The organism is Aurantimonas coralicida DSM 14790, assembly GCF_000421645.1.
Classification (GTDB): domain Bacteria; phylum Pseudomonadota; class Alphaproteobacteria; order Rhizobiales; family Rhizobiaceae; genus Aurantimonas; species Aurantimonas coralicida.
The window spans coordinates 39,556-57,729 of record NZ_ATXK01000014.1 but is presented as its reverse complement, the minus strand read 5'-3'; the positions used below and the strand labels follow the sequence as shown (position 1 = coordinate 57,729).

At 66.6% G+C, this 18,174-nt stretch carries 14 protein-coding genes; 8 read left to right on the top strand and 6 right to left on the bottom strand.

Annotation, left to right across the window (positions count from 1 at the left end):
- Window positions 1-92 precede the first annotated feature (92 nt).
- From mnmG to H536_RS0120390, 4 genes are all read left to right on the top strand, one after another.
- Complete coding sequence (gene mnmG, locus H536_RS0120405) at window positions 93-1,961, top strand: tRNA uridine-5-carboxymethylaminomethyl(34) synthesis enzyme MnmG (protein ID WP_024352213.1); 1,869 nt, start codon at window positions 93-95, stop codon at window positions 1,959-1,961.
- Window positions 1,951-2,673, top strand: a complete 723-nt coding sequence (rsmG, locus tag H536_RS0120400) for a 16S rRNA (guanine(527)-N(7))-methyltransferase RsmG (protein WP_024352212.1) — start codon at window positions 1,951-1,953, stop codon at window positions 2,671-2,673. The genes mnmG and rsmG overlap by 11 nt, the downstream gene beginning before the upstream one ends.
- 107 nt (window positions 2,674-2,780) lie before the next feature.
- Window positions 2,781-3,566, top strand: coding sequence for a ParA family protein (locus H536_RS0120395; RefSeq protein WP_373279299.1), 786 nt, complete (start codon window positions 2,781-2,783; stop codon window positions 3,564-3,566).
- Between the two features lie 92 nt (window positions 3,567-3,658).
- Complete coding sequence (locus tag H536_RS0120390; protein ID WP_024352210.1) at window positions 3,659-4,645, top strand: ParB/RepB/Spo0J family partition protein; 987 nt, start codon at window positions 3,659-3,661, stop codon at window positions 4,643-4,645.
- Between the two features lie 105 nt (window positions 4,646-4,750).
- Here H536_RS0120390 and holA read toward each other — a convergent pair whose 3' ends face one another.
- From holA to leuS, 3 genes are all read right to left on the bottom strand, one after another.
- Window positions 4,751-5,791, bottom strand: coding sequence for a DNA polymerase III subunit delta (gene holA, locus H536_RS0120385; RefSeq protein WP_024352209.1), 1,041 nt, complete (start codon window positions 5,789-5,791; stop codon window positions 4,751-4,753).
- Window positions 5,792-5,865: 74 nt separating this feature from the next.
- Window positions 5,866-6,414, bottom strand: coding sequence for a hypothetical protein (locus H536_RS0120380; RefSeq protein WP_024352208.1), 549 nt, complete (start codon window positions 6,412-6,414; stop codon window positions 5,866-5,868).
- Window positions 6,401-9,019, bottom strand: a complete 2,619-nt coding sequence (leuS, locus tag H536_RS0120375; protein WP_024352207.1) for a leucine--tRNA ligase — start codon at window positions 9,017-9,019, stop codon at window positions 6,401-6,403. The genes H536_RS0120380 and leuS overlap by 14 nt, the downstream gene beginning before the upstream one ends.
- A gap of 173 nt (window positions 9,020-9,192) precedes the next feature.
- On the opposite strand from leuS, the gene H536_RS0120370 reads away from it, so the two are divergent.
- The 4 genes from H536_RS0120370 to H536_RS0120355 all read left to right on the top strand — a co-directional run bounded on the left by H536_RS0120370 (window position 9,193) and on the right by H536_RS0120355 (window position 14,283).
- Window positions 9,193-9,867: a YggS family pyridoxal phosphate-dependent enzyme gene (locus H536_RS0120370; RefSeq protein ID WP_024352206.1), complete on the top strand. Its 675-nt coding sequence runs from the start codon at window positions 9,193-9,195 to the stop codon at window positions 9,865-9,867.
- A 138-nt stretch (window positions 9,868-10,005) separates the two neighbouring features.
- Entirely contained in the window at window positions 10,006-10,401 is a 396-nt protein-coding gene (locus tag H536_RS0120365) for a DUF1761 domain-containing protein (protein WP_024352205.1), read from the top strand.
- 127 nt (window positions 10,402-10,528) lie between these two features.
- Window positions 10,529-12,478: an acetate--CoA ligase gene (acs, locus tag H536_RS0120360; RefSeq protein ID WP_024352204.1), complete on the top strand. Its 1,950-nt coding sequence runs from the start codon at window positions 10,529-10,531 to the stop codon at window positions 12,476-12,478.
- A gap of 251 nt (window positions 12,479-12,729) precedes the next feature.
- Complete coding sequence (locus H536_RS0120355; protein WP_024352203.1) at window positions 12,730-14,283, top strand: peroxidase family protein; 1,554 nt, start codon at window positions 12,730-12,732, stop codon at window positions 14,281-14,283.
- A 429-nt stretch (window positions 14,284-14,712) separates the two neighbouring features.
- Here the strand turns inward: H536_RS0120355 and H536_RS23450 are convergent, their stop codons facing one another.
- The 3 genes from H536_RS23450 to H536_RS0120340 form a co-directional block, all read right to left on the bottom strand.
- The gene (locus H536_RS23450; protein ID WP_024352202.1) at window positions 14,713-15,630 is read right to left on the bottom strand and encodes a PRC-barrel domain-containing protein; all 918 of its coding nucleotides are present in this window, start codon (window positions 15,628-15,630) and stop codon (window positions 14,713-14,715) included.
- A 454-nt stretch (window positions 15,631-16,084) separates the two neighbouring features.
- Window positions 16,085-17,365, bottom strand: a complete 1,281-nt coding sequence (locus H536_RS0120345) for an SAM-dependent methyltransferase (RefSeq protein ID WP_024352201.1) — start codon at window positions 17,363-17,365, stop codon at window positions 16,085-16,087.
- A gap of 141 nt (window positions 17,366-17,506) precedes the next feature.
- On the bottom strand, window positions 17,507-17,992 hold the full coding sequence (locus H536_RS0120340; protein WP_024352200.1) for a thermonuclease family protein: 486 nt from the start codon (window positions 17,990-17,992) through the stop codon (window positions 17,507-17,509).
- Between the last annotated feature and the right edge of the window lie 182 nt (window positions 17,993-18,174).

The following is an 18,174-nucleotide window of genomic DNA, read 5'->3' as shown; positions in this document are numbered from 1 at the left end:
CAGTGTCCACAGGTCGCACTGAACCCGGTTTCGTTACGTGGCAACGTCGCCCGGATTGACAGATCCGCACGGCGCGGTCTTTACCCATCGCCATGGAACACTCTTTCGATGTCGTCGTCATTGGCGGCGGTCATGCGGGCTGCGAAGCGGCCAGCGCGGCCGCGCGCGCCGGTGCCCGCACTGCTCTCGTCACCCACCGCTTCGATACGATCGGGGCGATGAGTTGCAATCCCGCCATTGGCGGGATCGGCAAGGGCCATCTCGTCCGCGAGATCGATGCGCTTGGCGGATTGATGGGTCAGGTCGCCGATGCTGCCGGCATCCAGTTCCGCTTGCTCAACCGCCGCAAGGGACCGGCCGTGCGCGGCCCCCGCACCCAGGCCGATCGCCGCCTCTATCGCGAGGCGATGCAGGCCGCCATTCGCGCCCAGTCGGGCCTCGAGGTGATCGAGGGCGATGTCGCCGATCTCACCCTCGACTATACGAACCGTGTCACCGGGATCGTTCTCGGCGACGGCCGGACCATGACCTGCCGCGCCGTTGTCCTGACCACCGGGACCTTTCTCTCGGGGCTGATCCATATCGGCGACCAAAAGATACCCGCCGGTCGGATGGGCGAAGATCCCTCATCCGGCCTGTCGGGAACGCTCGCCCGTCTGGGGCTGACGCTCGGCCGTTTGAAGACCGGCACGCCGGCGCGGCTCGATGGCCGCACCATCGACTGGGCCGGTCTCGACCGCCAGGCGCCGGACGATGTGCCCGTGCCCTTCTCCTATCTGACGAGGACCATCGCCAACCGCCAGATCGACTGCGGGATCACGCGGACGACGCCGGAAACCCACGCTATCATCCGCGACAATCTCGGACGTTCGGCGCTGTACTCCGGACAGATCTCTGGCAACGGTCCGCGCTACTGCCCGTCGATCGAGGACAAGATCGTCAAGTTCGGCGATCGCGACGGTCATCAGATCTTCCTGGAGCCAGAGGGTCTGGACGACGACACCATCTATCCCAATGGCCTGTCGACCTCGTTGCCGGAGGACGTTCAGACACTCTTCCTGCGGTCGATCCCCGGCCTTGAGCGGGTCGAGCTGCGCAAGCCCGGCTATGCCATCGAATACGACCATGTCGATCCGCGCGAACTTGACCGCCGCCTGGCCGTGCGCCGTGCCGAGGGGCTGTTCCTGGCCGGCCAGATCAACGGCACGACCGGCTATGAGGAAGCTGCCGCACAGGGCCTGATCGCCGGCCTGAACGCCGCCCTGCTGGCCGCTGGCAGCGAGGCCGTCACCATCGGCCGGGCCGACGCCTATATCGGCGTGATGATCGACGATCTCACCCGCACCGGTGTCTCCGAGCCCTATCGCATGTTCACGTCGCGGGCCGAGTTCCGGCTGTCGCTGCGCGCCGACAATGCCGACCGGCGGCTGACCCCGCTTGGGCTGTCGCTGGGCATCATCGACGCCGAGCGCCGCACGGTCTTCGAGGCGAGCGAAGCCGCGCTGGAAGCAGCGCGCACAAAGTTGGAAGCATCGACCCTGACGCCGTCGGAAGCCCAGCGCCATGGGCTGCCGGTCAATCTCGACGGGCGTCGGCGGTCGGCCTGGCAACTCCTGTCCCAGACCGATGTCGATCTCGATCGGCTCGCCATTGTCTGGCCCGAGCTTGCCGAATTTTCCGGTCCGATCCGGGAACGGATCGAGATCGAGGCAGCCTACGACGTCTATCTCGACCGTCAGCGCAAGGATCAGGAGCGGCTGCGCCGGGACGAGAAGCGGGCACTTCCGGCCGATCTGAACTATATGGCGATGGTCGGCCTTTCCAACGAGCTGCGCCAGAAGCTGATGGACCGGCGCCCGGCGTCGATCGCCGAGGCCGAAGCCATCGACGGGATGACCCCCGCCGCCCTGGCGATCATTCTGGTCGCGTTGCGCCGGGTGGAGATCTCCCATGCGGCGTGATCGCGATTCGGAAAAGCCGGCGAGGCCTTACGTTCGCCCGGTAACCAAGACGCGTTCGGCCCCGAAGCCGCGTCCGGCAGAAGTGGCGGCGGCGCAGGAGCGCGGACGGGCGGAGTTCCTGTCCACACATAATGTTTCACGTGAAACGCTCGAGCGACTAGACCGCTACGTTGCATTGCTGACCGAATGGCAGACCCGGATGAACCTCGTCGCGCCGGCGACGATCGGCGATGTCTGGTCACGGCACATCGCTGATTCGCTGGCGCTCGAGCGGCTTCTTCCTGAAGCGACGCTCTGCGCGGATCTGGGGTCGGGCGCGGGCCTGCCCGGACTGGTAATCGCCGCCGCGCGCCCCGGCCTCAGCGTCGATCTCGTCGAGGCGAACAGCAAGAAGATCGCCTTCCTTCGGGCGGTCCAGCGCGATCTGGGCCTCACCGGAACGGCCCATGCGGCGCGGATCGAGGATTGCGGAAGCGTGCTCGCCAAGGCGGATATCGTGACCGCCCGGGCGCTGGCGTCGCTGACGGAGCTCTTCGCCCTCGTGGCGCCGCATATCCGGGCCGATACGCGCTGCTTCTTCCAGAAGGGGCGCAACCATGAACAGGAAATTAACGCGGCGACTGCCCATTGGCGATTCAGCATGATAAAGCATGAATCGAGCCTCGATGACGGATCTGTCGTCCTCGAGATCGACGAGATCGCGCCGCGCTGAGCGGCGGCAGCCCAGGCGGAGACGGGACCGGTCCTCTCCGGTCGGCAGCCGACACCGCTCGATGGCGGAGCGGGAGCGGATCGATGGATGCGATGAGCGGACAGCCGATGCGGATCATCACGATTGCAAATCAGAAGGGCGGGGTCGGCAAGACGACGACCGCCATCAACCTTGCGACGGCACTGGCCGCGATCGGCAAGCGTGCGCTGCTGATCGACCTCGATCCCCAGGGCAATGCCTCGACCGGGCTGGGCGTCGATCGCGACAATCGCGAAGTGTCGTCCTACGACGTGCTGACCGAAGCCTCCTCGATCACCGAGGCCGCCATGCCGACGGCCGTGCCCAATCTCAGCCTGATCCCTTCGACGCTGGACCTTCTCGGCCTCGAGATGGAGATCGCAGGCGCGACCGGCCGCGCCTACCGGCTGCGCGACGCGCTGCATTTCCACCAGGTCGAGACGCCGCAATTCGACTTCGTGCTGATTGACTGCCCGCCGTCGCTGAACCTCCTGACCATCAACGCCATGGCCGCGGCCGATTCCATCCTGGTGCCGCTGCAGTGCGAGTTCTTCGCACTCGAAGGCCTCAGCCAGCTCCTGCAGACGGTCGAGCAGGTGCGGGATTCGCTGAACCCGACGCTCGACCTGCATGGCATCGTGCTGACCATGTATGACGGTCGCAACAATCTGGCGGCTCAGGTGGTGCGGGACGTGCGGTCCTATATGGGCGACCATGTCTACGAGACGATCATCCCGCGCAATGTGCGGGTTTCCGAAGCGCCGTCCTTCGGCAAGCCGGCGATCCTCTACGACATGAAATGTCCGGGCAGCCAGGCCTATATCCGGCTGGCCTCGGAAATCATCCAGCGCGAACGCGGGCTGCAGGCAGCATGAACAACCGATATGGCGATCACGGAAGGGCGGGCGAAGACCCCGATGCAACGGACGGGGATGGCGCGGGCGCGCCGAGGAATGGGGAGACCAAGATGAACGAAGACAAGTCGCGCCAGCGTCTCGGGCGTGGACTCGCCTCGCTGATCGGGGCCGGTGGATCGGCCCCTGCCCGTCCCGGCCAGGGTTTCGGCGCCCAGGCCGAGCAGCCGGCACCGCCGGCCATCCCGGCCGAGCGGCATATTCCGATCGACGCGATTTCGCCAAATCCGAACAATCCGCGGCGCACCTTCCACGAGGCCGATCTCGACGATCTGACCGCGTCGGTGCGCAATCATGGCGTCGTGCAGCCGTTGCTGGTGCGGCCGCGCCCTGGCGTGCCGGACGGTTTCGAGATCGTCGCCGGCGAGCGCCGCTGGCGGGCCGCGCGCGCGGCGGGCCTCACCGAAGTGCCGGTGGTCATGCGCGAGATCGGCGACCGCCAGTCGCTGGAAATCGCCATCATCGAGAACGTCCAGCGCGCCGACCTCAATGCGGTTGAGGAAGCGCTGGGCTACGAGATGCTGATCAACGAGCATGGCTATACCCAGGCCGATCTCGCCGATGTGCTGGGCAAAAGCCGCAGCCATGTGGCGAATACGCTGCGGCTTCTGAAGCTTCCCGAGGAAGTCCGCACAATGGTGGCCAGCGGGACGCTGTCGCCGGGCGCGGCGCGCACGGTCGTCACGGCCGAGGACCCGGTGTCCGTGGCCAAGCAGATCGTCTCGCGCGGCCTCAGCGTGCGCGAGGCCGAGGAGCTGGCGCGCCAGCCCGCAGCGGGCGAGGCCGCGAAGCCGAAGAAGGCGTCCGGCGGCAAGAGCCGGCCGAAGGCCGCACTGGCCCTCGAGAAGGATTCCGACGCGCTGGCTCTGGAGCGGCTGCTGGCGGAGCTTCTGGGCATGCCGGTCGAGATCGACGTCAAGGGCGAAGGCGGATCGATCCGGATCGAATATGCCGATCTGGAGCAGCTCGACGAGATCTGCGGCCTGCTCCAGACGCGGGTCCAGCGCGTCTCCGAGACGGCGCGGACGCGCGATCTCTGACAGGGCGCGAGCGCTCCGTTTCACGTGAAACATTCCGCGTATAGCTGCTGCGTACGCGAATAAGCCGCTGTCGCAGCTGGCTATTTCGCCACGATGATCCGTGAATCAGTGGCGCGTGCGCAGACGGGCGGCTTCGACGGCGACGTCGAGCAGGGTTTGCCGGGTGATGGTCAGGGCCAGCCCGCCTTCCTTGCGGCTGGCCAGGATATCGGCATCGATCCGCTGCAGGATCATGGTGATCGCGTCGAGCGGCCAGGCCGAGAGCGCAACCTCCATGGCGTGCTTGCGCCGGAAGTGCGGGCGACGTCGCTCCACCACCCGGCCGACGGGCTCGCCCCCCTTCTCGACCATCTCCCGCATGGTCTGCAATTGCTGGAAATAGCGCAAGAGCTGCTGGTGGAGCTGGAAGGTGGCGGTGCCCGCCGAGACCAGCCGGTCGATCAGATGCGGCAATCGCCGCACCTCGCCGCTGGCCGCGGCATCGATGGTCTCTTCCAGCGTGTCGGCCGAGACGTCGCCGACGATGGCGCGCACGTCTTCTTCCGTTACTGACGACGTTCCCAGCGCGTAGAGGCAGAGCTTGCGGATCTCGCCGCGTGAGGCGATGCGGTTGGCGCCGAGGCGCGCGCGCAATTCGTCCCGCGCCGCGCGGCCGATGGTCAGGCCGCTCTCGCGCATCTCCTCGTCGATCATCCTGTCGATCGCCCGCCCCTCGTCCTGGTAGCAGGGCAAGGCGATGGCGAACTTGCCGCGCTCGGCATTGGTGCGCAGGGCCGAGCTCTTCTTCAGGTCGCCGGCTTCCAGAATGACGATGGCACCGTCGAGCTTCTTTGCGGAGAGCTCCGCCACGGCTTCGGCCAGGGACTTGCCGTTGCCCGCGCCGCGCACGCGGATGAGGCGGGTGCCGCCGAACATCGAGACGGTCTGCGCCTCGTCGTAGAGGCGGCCAATGTCCTTCTCCAGCTCGTCGGCGGCCAGCGTTACGGCGGCGAAGGGATCGCTGCGGTCGACGCCGGAGAGCTCGGCGACCTTCTCGGAACGCTCGGAGACGAGGCCGGGATCGGGGCCGTAGAGGAGGATGACCGGATAGGAGAAGTCGGGCCGCGACAGGAACGCCTCGACCTCGCCAGGTTTCTTCTGCGCCATGAAAAGGTCCCTGTTGCGCCGGCAAGGGGCCGCCTGGACCGCCTACCCTGCCGGCGTTTCGCCTGGGGACGTGTCTACACGCCGGCCTTGGTTAGCGCACGGGCGATTTCCAGCTCGATCTGTCCGGCGACGGCCTTGCCGGCCCGGTCGCGCGCGTCGATCACTGCCCGCTGGCTCTGGTAGAGCTGGCCGGTCCGGTCGAAGGGCACCGTCTCGGTACGCGTGCCGGTCGCCAGCACGGTGCCGTCGGAGTTCCGGGTCAGGGTGTAGCTGGCGCTCATGTAGTAGAGCGACGCCGCGGCCTGCCCGCCCGGCTCGACCGCGATGCCGATCTCGCTGCCGCTGCCACTGAGGGCGACGGTATAGAGCGGCTCACTCACCCGCGTGCCCTGGTTCAACCGGAACAACAGCGCGTTGCGGACGATCTGGATGGTGCGATTGCCGGCTTCTGAGACGGCGATCCGGCCGCGCAGGGAGACGAGCTGCCCGTCCGGCGCCATGACATCGGTGGTCAGGCCGCCGGCATAGAGCGGCCGTCCGGTGCAGCCCGACAGGGCAAGGCCGCCGGCAAGGAGACAGAGCGCCGCGAGAGCGCGAGGCCGGCCCGCATCAAAGAACGACATTGACGATTCTCCCGGGGACGACCACGACGCGCTTCGGCGAATTGCCGGCCAACGCTGCCTGCACGACGTCGAGCGCCAGCGCCGCCTGTTCGATATCAGGTTTGCCGGCCGAAGCCGGTACGGTCAAGTCGCCGCGCTTCTTGCCGTTGATCTGGACCGGCATGGTGATGCTGTCGTCCTTCAGGAGCGCCGAGTCGACGTCCGGCCAGGGGGCCGCTGCGGCAAGGCCGTCCATGCCCAGGGTCGTCCAGCATTCCTCGGCCAGATGCGGCATCATCGGCGCGATCAGACGCACCAGGATGGTCAGCGCTTCGCGAGCTGCGGCCTTCAGGGCCGGGTCGCTGTCGGCCGAGACACCAGCGACCGACGCCGCCAGCGTGTTGACCAATTCGTAGATGCGGGCGACGGCCTTGTTGAAGCCGAGGCGCTCGATGTCGTCGGCGACGCCGGCCGCGGCGCGGTGGGCGGCACGGCGGATGGTCAGCACCGCCTCGTCCTCGCTCTGCGGGCTGGCGTCGGCACCGGCGATGCGCGGCGCGGTCTCGGAGACGAGGCGCCACAGGCGCTGGACGAAGCGGTGGGCGCCCTCGACGCCGGCCTCGGTCCAGATCACGTCGCGGTCCGGCGGCGAATCCGACAGCATGAACCAGCGGGCCGTGTCGGCGCCGTAGGAGGCGATGATGTCGTCCGGATCGACGACGTTCTTCTTCGACTTCGACATCTTCTCGATGCCGCCGATCTCGATCGGGCTGCCGGTCGACAGGCGCGTCGCGGTGCGGGTCCCCTCGCCTTCGGCGATCGCCACGTCCACCGGAGCGACCCATTCGCGGCCGTCGCGATAGGTCTCGTGGACCACCATGCCCTGCGTGAACAGGCCCTTGAAGGGCTCGTCGAGGGCGACATGGCCGCATTCGCGCATCGCCCGCACGAAGAAGCGCGAATAGAGCAGGTGCAGGATCGCGTGCTCGATGCCGCCGATATACTGGTCGACCGGCAGCCAGGCATTGGCGGCCTGTGGATCGGTCGGCTCATGCGCCTGCGGCGCCGTGAAACGGGCGAAATACCACGAGGAATCGACGAAGGTGTCCATCGTGTCGGTCTCGCGCTTCGCCGTGCCGCCGCATTGCGGGCAGGTGGCGTCGCGCCAGGTCGGATGACGGTCCAGCGGATTGCCGGGCTTTTCGAAATCGATGTCGTCCGGCAGCTTCACCGGCAGGTTCTCGCGAGCCTCCGGCACGACGCCGCAGGCCTCGCAATGCAGGACCGGGATCGGGCAGCCCCAGTAGCGCTGGCGCGAAATGCCCCAGTCGCGCAGGCGGAAATTGACCTGACGCTCGGCCTGGGGCCGGCCGTTCAGCGTGGTGGCTTCCAGCCGCTCGGCGACGGCGTCGAAGGCGGCATCCGGCGACAGGCCGTCGAGGAAATCCGAGCGGCAGATCGTGCCGTCGCCGACATAGGCCTCGGTTCCGACGTCGAAGGTCTCCGCATCGGCGCCCTGCGGCAAGACGACGGCGCGCACCGGCAAATCGTATTTGCGGGCAAAGTCGAGGTCGCGCTGGTCATGGGCCGGGCAGCCGAAGACCGCGCCGGTGCCGTAATCCATCAGCACGAAATTGGCGACATAGACCGGCAGCTTCCATTCCGGGTCGAAGGGATGGGTGGCGGAGATCCCCGTCGGCATGCCCTTCTTCTCGGCCGTCTCCAGCGCCGCGGCGGAGGTGCCCTGACGCCGGCATTCGGCGATGAAGCCCTGCAGTTCGGGATCGGTCTCGGCGGCCCTGGCGGCCAGCGGATGGTCGGCGGCGACGGCCACGAAGGAGGCGCCGAACAGCGTGTCGGGCCGCGTCGTGAACACGGTGACGTCGTCGAAGCCCTCGGGCTTCGTTGCGGCGTCCAGCGCCCAGCGCACCAGCAGGCCCTCGGACTTGCCGATCCAGTTCTTCTGCATCAGCCGGACCTTCTCCGGCCAGCCCGGCAGATGGTCGAGGGCCGACAGCAGGTCGTCGGCAAAATCGGTGATGCGGAAGAACCACTGGGTCAGTTCGCGCTGCTCGACATCGGCGCCCGAACGCCAGCCCTTGCCGTCGATCACCTGCTCGTTGGCGAGCACGGTCATGTCGACCGGATCCCAGTTGACCTTGGACTTCTTGCGATAGGCCAGGCCCTTGGCCAGGAAGTCGAGGAACAGCATCTGCTGGCGGTGGTAGTATTCGACGTCGCAGGTCGCGAATTCACGCGACCAGTCCAGCGACAGGCCCATCGACTTCAGCTGGCCGCGCATGGTCGCGATGTTCTGGTAGGTCCATTCGCGCGGATGCACCTTGTTCTGCATCGCGGCGTTCTCGGCCGGCATGCCGAAGGCGTCCCAGCCCATCGGATGCAGCACGTTGAACCCCTTGGCCCGGCGGTAGCGCGCGACCACGTCGCCCATGGCATAATTGCGCACATGGCCCATATGGATGCGGCCCGAGGGATAGGGAAACATCTCGAGGACGTAGTACTTTTCGCCCGGCGCGTCGGTCTGGGTCTCGAACAGCTTCGCCTCGTTCCAGGCGGTCTGCCAGCGAGGTTCGGATGCGCGGGGATTGTAGCGTTCTGTGGTCATGCGGCCGATCGGGATGCTGGTCCCGCCGGATCTCGACCGGCAGGCGAATGGGGGATGCGGCTTGACTTACTCTGTTGTCACGCCTGCGTTCAACATGACGGGGCGGAAATTCCGCCGATTGCGGCGATAGTGATGCAGGTGCGGCGCTGACGGCCCCACAGGAAGGAGACGACATGAACGAAGCGCTGCTGGAGCGGCTGGAGACGGTGCGGCAGGCGATTGCGCAGGCGTCGCGGGAGGCGGGGCGCGCGGATGATGCGGTGGCCCTCGTGGCGGTGTCCAAGACCCATGACGCCGAGACGATCCTGCCGGTGCTGGAAGCCGGCCAGCGGATCTTCGGCGAGAACAAGGTGCAGGAGGCCAAGGCCAAATGGCCGGCGCTGCGCGAACGCTTCCCCGACATCGAATTGCGGCTGATCGGGCCGCTGCAGTCGAACAAGGCCGGCGACGCGGTGGCGCTGTTCGACGTGATCGAGAGCGTCGACCGCGAAAAGATCGCGAAAGAACTCGCCAAGGAGATGGCCAAGCAGGACCGCCATCCCCGCCTCTATGTGCAGGTCAACACCGGCGAGGAAGACCAGAAGGCCGGGATCGCGCCGAGGGAGGCGGTCGCCTTCGTCGAGCGCTGTCGCAGCGAGCATGGCCTGACGATCGAAGGGCTGATGTGCATTCCGCCGGCCGAGGAGAAGCCGGGGCCGCATTTCGCGCTGCTGGAAAAGATCGCGGCCGAGGCCGGGGTGGAGAAGCGGTCGATGGGCATGTCGGGCGACTACGAGATCGCCATCGGCTTCGGCGCCACCTCCGTGCGCGTCGGCTCGGCGATCTTTGGCGCCCGCGATTATGGCTGAGGTTCGGGGCGCCCTGTCTTCGCCGGCTTGGGTCCGCCACGCGAACCGGCGAGCGGCGTTGTCGTAGCCGCCGCATGAAACCGCCGGCGGCTTCGCTCGTTACGGGCAGGATTGCCAAGGCCAGCGAAGGATCACGCCATGGGATTTTCCAACTTCAGCCCGCTCGGCGTGCTGATCGCCGCCCTCCTCGCGTTTGCCTTCGGTTTCGGCTGGCACCGTGCTCTCGAAAAATCCTGGATGACGGCCAGCGGCTATGAGGGCCGGCCGGCGCTGAAACCCGGTCCGCTGGCGATCGTCTTCATCGCCGAACTGGTGATGGCCGGCGTCTTGGCGGGGCTGGTTGGTCATATCGGTCCGGTCACCGTCGGCAACGCGCTGATCACCGGCATCCTCGCCTGGGCCGGTTTCGTTCTCACCGCGATGGTCGTTAATCACTCCTACGAAGCGCGTCCGCGCCGGCTAACCTATCTGAATGCCGGTCACTGGCTCGGCGTCCTGATCATCATGAGCGTGACCATCGGCCTGTTCGGCTAGGGCGGTGCGCCGCGTGCCCTTGCCCCGCGAAAGTATGACAGCGGCGAACTGGACCCTTCCGGCGCTTTCACCCTAGATTGCCTCCAAATGCCGGACCTGTTTCGGCGATACTGCGGGAGGCGAAAGCATGAGCACGATCCACGTCAAGGACGAGTGGAAGGCGCGGGCGAAGCTGACGGACGATCAGTACCAGGACTGGTACCGTCGCAGCGTCGAGGACCCGGACGGCTTCTGGGGCGAGCACGGCAAGCGCCTCGACTGGATCAAGCCCTATGAGCGGGTGAAGAACACCTCTTTCGCACCCGGCAATATCGACATCCGCTGGTTCGTGGACGGCACGCTCAACGTCGCCGCCAATTGCATTGACCGGCATCTGGAAACCCGCGGCGACCAGACGGCCATCCTCTGGGAGGGGGACGACCCGGCCGATTCCAAGGCGATCACCTACCGGCGGCTCCACGAGGAGGTGTCGCGCATGGCCAATGTCCTGAAGGATCGCGGCGTCAAGAAAGGCGACCGGGTCACCATCTACATGCCGATGGTGCCCGAGGCGGCCTATGCCATGCTGGCCTGTGCCCGGATCGGGGCGATCCATTCGGTGGTGTTCGGCGGGTTCTCGCCGGACGCGCTGGGCGGCCGGATCGAGGGCGCGCAATCGGATGTGCTGATCACCGCCGACGAGGGTCTGCGCGGCGGCCGCAAGGTGCCGCTGAAGAAGAATGCCGACCGGGCCTGCGAGATTGCCGAGAAGGCCGGCCAGACGGTGAAGACCATGCTGGTGATCCAGCGCACCGGCGGCGAGGTGGCCTGGCAGGACGGGCGCGACGTGTGGTGGCACCAGGCGCGCGAGACGGTCTCCGCCGATTGCCCGCCGGCCGAGATGCAGGCCGAGGACCCGCTGTTCATCCTCTACACGTCAGGCTCGACCGGCAAGCCGAAGGGCGTGTTGCACACGTCGGGCGGCTATCTCGTCTACGCCTCGATGACCCACGAATACGTCTTCGACTACCATGACGGCGACGTCTACTGGTGCACGGCGGATGTCGGCTGGGTGACCGGCCACAGCTACATCGTCTACGGGCCGCTCGCCAACGGCGCGACGACGCTGATGTTCGAGGGCGTGCCCAACTACCCGGACGCCTCGCGCTTCTGGCAGGTGATCGACAAGCACAAGGTCAACATCTTCTACACCGCGCCGACGGCGATCCGCTCGCTGATGGGGGCCGGCGACGAGATGGTCACCAAGACCTCGCGCGCCAGCCTGAAGGTGCTGGGCACGGTCGGCGAGCCGATCAATCCGGAGGTCTGGAGCTGGTACTACCGGGTTGTGGGCGACGAGCGCTCGCCGGTGGTCGATACCTGGTGGCAGACCGAGACCGGCGGCATCCTGATCACGCCGCTGCCCGGCGCCACGGACCTGAAGCCCGGCTCGGCGACGCGGCCGTTCTTCGGCGTCCAGCCGCAGCTCGTCGACAATGTCGGCACGGTGCTGGACGGCGCCAATGACGGCAATCTGTGCATCACCGATTCCTGGCCCGGCCAGATGCGCACGGTCTATGGCGACCACGAGCGCTTCGAGCAGACCTATTTCTCGACCTATCCGAACAAGTACTTCACCGGTGACGGGGCGCGGCGCGACGCCGACGGCTATTGGTGGATCACCGGCCGCGTGGACGACGTGATCAATGTCTCCGGCCACCGCATGGGCACGGCCGAAGTGGAATCGGCGCTGGTCTCCCACGCCAAGGTCTCGGAAGCCGCCGTCGTCGGCTATCCGCACGACATCAAGGGGCAGGGCATCTACTGCTATGTCACGCTGATGGAAGGCGAGGAGCCGTCCGAGGCGCTGCAGAAGGAGCTCGTCGCCCATGTGCGCAACGAGATCGGCCCGATCGCCTCGCCGGACAAGATCCAGTTCGCACCGGGCCTGCCGAAGACCCGTTCCGGCAAGATCATGCGCCGCATCCTGCGCAAGATCGCCGAGGACGATTTCGGCGCTCTGGGCGATACCTCGACCCTCGCCGATCCCGGCGTCGTCGACGACCTTGTCGAGCACCGCCAGAACCGCAAGGGGTGACTGCCAGGTCGGCCGGCAGCGATGCCGGCCGACGCGCCATTCGGCGTTTTGACTTAGCGTAAGCGCGTGGTATGTTTCGTCAGGACAGAAGAACTGACTGCATCGATCGCGTATTCAATGAATTCGTCGCGGCCGAACACTTATTCAGTGATTGTTTTGTCTGGCAGCCACAGATATCGGCATCATCGGCGTTCCGCGCAATCGATCCGTTGACCTTCTGATCCGAGGCCATTTGCTCGGAGACGACGGACATGACCCATATCATCAAGATGTTGCATGGTCGCGGGACGCGCGAGATGAGCGCCCGTTCGCTCCAGGCGCTGGACGGGCATGCCGATCCCGGCAAGTTCGGCCGGATGTTTCCCAAGCTCGAGCCGCTGATCATCGACGACGATCCGCTGTTCGAGCTCGCAACGACCATGAAGGACGCGGCGCCGACCGACGTCGCCGGCGACAATCCCGACATTCCCGGCGGCTTCACCTATCTCGGGCAATTCGTCGATCACGACATCACCCTCGATCTGACGCCGCTGGACCAGCAGACTGCGGATCCGCTGGCCACCCAGAATTTCCGCACGCCGGCGCTCGATCTCGATTCTCTCTACGGGCCGGGACCGGCGCTCGCGCCCTTCATGTATCAGCGCGACCTGCGTGGCCGGCAGACGCCGAAACTGCTGATCGGCAAGGCAACGGAGTCCTTCGACCCCGATGGCGGCAACATAGGGGAGCTGCCGAACGACCTGCCCCGAAACACGGTCGGTCGGGCGCTGATCGGCGACGAACGCAACGACGAGAACCTGCTGGTCGCCCAGACCCATCTGGCTTTCCTGAAATTCCACAATGCGATCGTCGACTGGCTCGGGCAGACACGGCCGGGTCTCGATGGCGGCGAGACCTTCGAGGAGGCGCGGCGTCTGGCGCAATGGCACTACCAGTGGATCGTTCTCTACGATCTGGTGGAGCGCCTTACCGAGAAGGGACTGATCGACAAGATCCGCGAGCGGGGGCGGCGCTTCTACCGCTTCAAGACACGGCCCTACATCCCGGCCGAGTTCGGAGCCGCCGCCTATCGTCTCGGGCACTCGATGGTGCGCGAGACCTACGACCACAATCGCGTCTTCCGCGACGGTGGCGTGGCGCCGGGAAGCCTCGGATTGCTGTTCACCTTCACCGGCAAATCCGGCGCGATCATCGGCGATCTCGCCGCCCAGGCCGATCCGGCCGATTTTCCCAACGCGCCGGGCGGTGCACAGGCCCATCTGCCGTCCAACTGGGTCATCGACTGGCGGCGGTTCTACGACTTCGGGACGCCGCCCGAGCCGAACTTCAAGGTCAACCAGACCCGCAGGCTCGACCCGTTCATCGTTCCGGCCCTGCATTCCCTGCCGGGGGAGCAAGGCCGGCATGCGCAACTGGCGTTCCGCAACCTCAAGCGCGGGGTGCAGGTGCTGCTGCCGAGCGGTCAGGACATCGCCCGCGCGATGGGGGCGGACCTGCTGTCTCCGTCCGACATCGCGAACAGCGGGGACGATGGTGCGGCCGCCGCCGCGCACGGCATGCACAAGGCATCGCCGCTCTGGTACTACATCCTAAAGGAGGCGAGCGTCATGCATGACGGGCGTCGCCTCGGCCCCGTCGGCAGCACGATCATCGCCGAGACCTTCCTCGGCCTCGTCCATGGCGACCACGAATCCTTCATGTGGCTGCGGTCGAACTGGAAGCCGGAGCTGCCATCGGCCAATCCGGGCGAGTTCACGATGGTGGATCTTCTGAACTTCGTGGGAGACGTGAACCCGGTCGGCTGACCTCAGGCTTGCGCGAACCATGCCGGGGGGAGGCGGGGGCGAAAAACCCTCTTGCGCCCAAGGCGTTGGGTTCCCATACTCCCTCCTGTGTTCAACGAAGTGGAAGGAGGTGATCCAATGTCGAGTGATAATCTGAAGCCGGTTGGGTCTATGATTCTCGGTGGTTCGACGGAGCAGCCTCCTCGCTTCGCCTGAGAATTGCGGATGCCGTAAAGCGGTCTTCGACGACCGCCGGCTGACGTTCATCACGGGGCCGCTTCCGAAAGGGAGCGGCCTTTTGATTGTCTGCTGTCCGGTTGCGGCGAGGGGCGGTGCCATTCCGGCTTTGAAACCCGACGTCGCAACGCAAAAGGCCCGCACCAATCGGTACGGGCCTTCTGTCTATCTGCGGCTATGCTGGACGGCCCGGTACAGCTTTATCCTGGCGGATTACTGGGCCGCCGGAGCGTCGCCGGCCGGCGCCATCGTGCCATCGGCAGCGCCGCCATCGGCTTCCGCCATGCCGTCATCGGCCTCTTCCGGCTCGTTGTAGGCCGGAGCCTGCTCGAGCTGCTCACGCGAGACATTGAGGACGATACGGTCCGGCAGATTGTCCTCGCCGACGACCGGGGTCACCGGTTCGGCCGACGCGTCCGTGCTGGCGGTCGACATGTTGGCGTCGCCCGTACCCATGCCCGTGCCGCCGGCAGCCGGATCGGCCGCCATGCCGGTGCCACCCGTGGCCGGCGCCGCGGCGCTCGCCTGGGCGTTGGCCTCTTCCTCGGTCGGCAGACCTTCGGTCTTGCCCGGGCCGAATTCCAGCGCGCTCATCGAGACGGCGACATCCTTTTCGCCGATGCCCAGGAAGCCGCCGACGCCGACCAGAACGGCCATCACGTCGCCTTCCTCGGAGACCAGCACGTCGGTGATCGAGCCGATGCTCTCGCCGGCCGTGTCATAGACGTCCTTGCCGTCGAGATCGGTCACGCGCCAGGCGCCGGACGGCGGGACGGTCACGAAGGGGCCATCGGCACCCGCGCTGGCAGTGGCCATGTCGCCATTTTCAGCCGGCTCCTCGGCGGCCATGTCGGCAGGTTCCTCGGTGGTGCCGGCCGGGCTCTCCGCAGTGTCGGTCGGCGCGTCGGTGGCCGACGGTGCGGTGTCGGTCTCAGCCGAGGCGTCGCCGGTCGGAGCAGCCGGGTCCATCGTGCTGCTCGGTGCCGCGGCGTCGGAGCTGTCCGACGGCATGGCGCTGTCGGTGGCGGCCGGCGGGGTGTCCGTCGGAGCCGCGGGCTGGGCGTCCTGCGCGAAAGCCGCGAAGGGCATGACGGCGCCGGCGAGAAGGGCGGTATAGAAGGACTTTTTCATCGTGCTTACTCCCGATTACAGATAGCCGCACAATGACCGGCTCCGACAGGTGGTTCCGCGAAAGACGCAAATAACCGCACTTTTTAGACTTGCGGCTTTTCTGTGGCGAAAAGCTCACGGGCTGTTGCAAGCGGTAACGGCAGGGTGTTTGCTGCACCGCATGCAAGTGGGCATGAGGCGTCTGCTTGCAGCTAACCCATTGATCCCTGAACCTTACGGACCATAAGGACGCCTCGGGGAGTAGCGTTGCGGGGTGACAGCGAAGGGGGGAGTGTGGCGGTGGCGAAGGGATTTTCGCCGGTGTGTTTCTGTCTGGGTAGGGCGCCCATTAGACGGAACCCATGGGTCGTGCCGCGCAGTGGAGATCCGGCCGGAGCAATGGAAACCCCGCGGAAGGCGCAACCTCTCGGCCGGAAGGCAGAGCTTTGCGGAAGCAAGCGCTGCGGGTGCCGGGCTAGTCGTAGAGGTCGCGACGGGTGGGCGGCAGCTCGGCCGGACCCTTGGCCCGTCTGGAGGCCAGTGTCTGGTAGATCAGAAGACCGCCGCGCTGGAAGCCGAGGGATACGCCGGCGAGATACAGAAGCCACAGCCGGGCGCGGGGTTCGCCAGCGATGCGGCTGGCCTCCGGCATCGCGGCGAGCAGGCGGTCGTGCCACAGCCGGCAGGTGCGGCCATAGTGCTCGCGCCAGTTCTCCACGTCGTGGACCTCGAAGCGGTGCGCCTCCAGAAGCTGGGCCGAATGGCCGACATGGTCGAGTTCGGCGCCCGGGAAGATGTAGCGGATGATCGCCGCATATTCCCGCGTCCCCTTGCGAAACTTGGCATCGCTGGTCTTGGCCGGCCGGGTGATCGCATGGTGCAGATAGAGCCCGTTCGGGCGCAGCAGCTTGCGTACCGCGGTCAGGTAGGTCGCGTGGTTGTCCCAGCCGACATGCTCGAACATGCCGATCGAGGCGATCTTGTCGAAGCGCCCGTCGAGCTCCTCGAAAGGCTTCAGTTCGATCGTCACGCGGTCTTCGAGCCCCTTGGCGACGATCCGCTCGCGGGCGAGGTCGTATTGGGCCTGGCTCAGGGTCACGCCGTGGCCGGTGACGCCATAATGCTCGGCCGCATGGATCAGCAAGGCACCCCAGCCGCAGCCGATGTCGAGAAAGCGCTCGCCCTGCTTGAGGCGCAGCTTGCGGCAGATCATGTCCAGCTTGTCGTGCTGCGCCTTGTCGATGTCGTCGTGCCAGCCATCGAAATAGGCGCAGGAATACAGCATGCGCTCATCGAGGAAGAGGCGGTAGAAATCGTTCGAGATGTCGTAGTGGAACTGGATTGCGGCCTTGGACGAGCCGCTGGCGCCGGCGCCCGTGCCGCTCTGGGGCGCCGACCGGGCCGCCTTCCGGCCGCGCCGTGCCAGCGTATAGAGGGCGGGCAGGGCGGTGGCGATGGCCAGCCGGTCGATCTTCTTCATCGCGTCCCGCGTCCGGATGTCGGAGCGCGCCGTCGCCACGTCGAAGATCGTGCCGTCCTCGACATCGATCGCCTTGGACATCCACAGTTCGACTGCCGTCACGATTCGCGGGCTGAGGGCCAGCCGGGCGATCGCCGCCGGATCGTTCAGCGCCAGGACCGGACCGTCGGCGGGGCCAATGCGTTCACCCGTCCACAGCCGCACGGCGATCTTTGGCTGGAACGCGGCGATCGCCTGACGGACGATAGCCTCGAGTCGCGCTTCCCCGGCTGTCATGGAGCATCCTGTTTCACGTGAAACGGTATCGTCGGCTGTACGGCACGCTACGGCCGGGTGTCTGGTTCAGGAGTATCGGACGCCAGGTCTGCGATGGGCAAGGGGCATTGGAAGATGCCGCCGTCGGCGTCTGCGCGCGGGTCAGCCCTTACGCCGGCCGCCGGTGTCCACGGCGCTCAGATCGGCGGGGAGGGTGCCGTCGCACCAGTCGCGGCGCTTGCCGCCTTCGTAGCGGACCACGAGGCCCTCGCGCAGAAGGACGCGGCCGAGATCGGGCTGGCCGGGCACTGACAGTGTCGCCAGCACGCGCCCGAAATATTTGTCGCCGGAGATGCCGGTGAGGGTGACGTTGCCCGATCCGATCAGGGCGACCAGCCGGTCTCTCGCGATCTCCGCGGCGGCTTTCTCGGCTTCGCAGCGTCCGCGTTTCTCCGGTGCGTCGATCCCCTTCAGTCGGACCGCGACCTGAACCGCCTGCATCGGCCAGACGAAGGCCTCGACCTCGATCGTGTCGCCGTCGCGGACCTTCAGGACGCGCGCCTCGACCGGGCCGGAGATTGCCCGCGGGTAGTCGTCGTCATCCGCGTGCGCGGCGCCGGCCGGGATGGCGAGCAACAGCGCGAGCATACAACTGCAGATGGTTCGACGGGAATGCGTCACGACAACGGCCAACGAATCGGAGACGGTCTCCGGACAATATTCCTATGCAGGTGAGAGATCAAGCGGCGACCTGGGAGCCCGCAATATTGCGCATTCCTGACGCAGCGGAAGATTGACGCGGGCTCGCGGTGCGGGTGTCTAGGACGATG

Coding starts and splice junctions, on each gene's coding strand:
- mnmG (WP_024352213.1), top strand. CDS start 93: ATGGAACACTCTTTCGATGTCGTCGTCATTGGCGGCGGTCATGCGGGC.
- rsmG (WP_024352212.1), top strand. CDS start 1,951: ATGCGGCGTGATCGCGATTCGGAAAAGCCGGCGAGGCCTTACGTTCGC.
- H536_RS0120395 (WP_373279299.1), top strand. CDS start 2,781: ATGCGGATCATCACGATTGCAAATCAGAAGGGCGGGGTCGGCAAGACG.
- H536_RS0120390 (WP_024352210.1), top strand. CDS start 3,659: ATGAACGAAGACAAGTCGCGCCAGCGTCTCGGGCGTGGACTCGCCTCG.
- holA (WP_024352209.1), bottom strand. CDS start 5,791: ATGGCGCAGAAGAAACCTGGCGAGGTCGAGGCGTTCCTGTCGCGGCCC.
- H536_RS0120380 (WP_024352208.1), bottom strand. CDS start 6,414: ATGTCGTTCTTTGATGCGGGCCGGCCTCGCGCTCTCGCGGCGCTCTGT.
- leuS (WP_024352207.1), bottom strand. CDS start 9,019: ATGACCACAGAACGCTACAATCCCCGCGCATCCGAACCTCGCTGGCAG.
- H536_RS0120370 (WP_024352206.1), top strand. CDS start 9,193: ATGAACGAAGCGCTGCTGGAGCGGCTGGAGACGGTGCGGCAGGCGATT.
- H536_RS0120365 (WP_024352205.1), top strand. CDS start 10,006: ATGGGATTTTCCAACTTCAGCCCGCTCGGCGTGCTGATCGCCGCCCTC.
- acs (WP_024352204.1), top strand. CDS start 10,529: ATGAGCACGATCCACGTCAAGGACGAGTGGAAGGCGCGGGCGAAGCTG.
- H536_RS0120355 (WP_024352203.1), top strand. CDS start 12,730: ATGACCCATATCATCAAGATGTTGCATGGTCGCGGGACGCGCGAGATG.
- H536_RS23450 (WP_024352202.1), bottom strand. CDS start 15,630: ATGAAAAAGTCCTTCTATACCGCCCTTCTCGCCGGCGCCGTCATGCCC.
- H536_RS0120345 (WP_024352201.1), bottom strand. CDS start 17,365: ATGACAGCCGGGGAAGCGCGACTCGAGGCTATCGTCCGTCAGGCGATC.
- H536_RS0120340 (WP_024352200.1), bottom strand. CDS start 17,992: ATGCTCGCGCTGTTGCTCGCCATCCCGGCCGGCGCCGCGCACGCGGAT.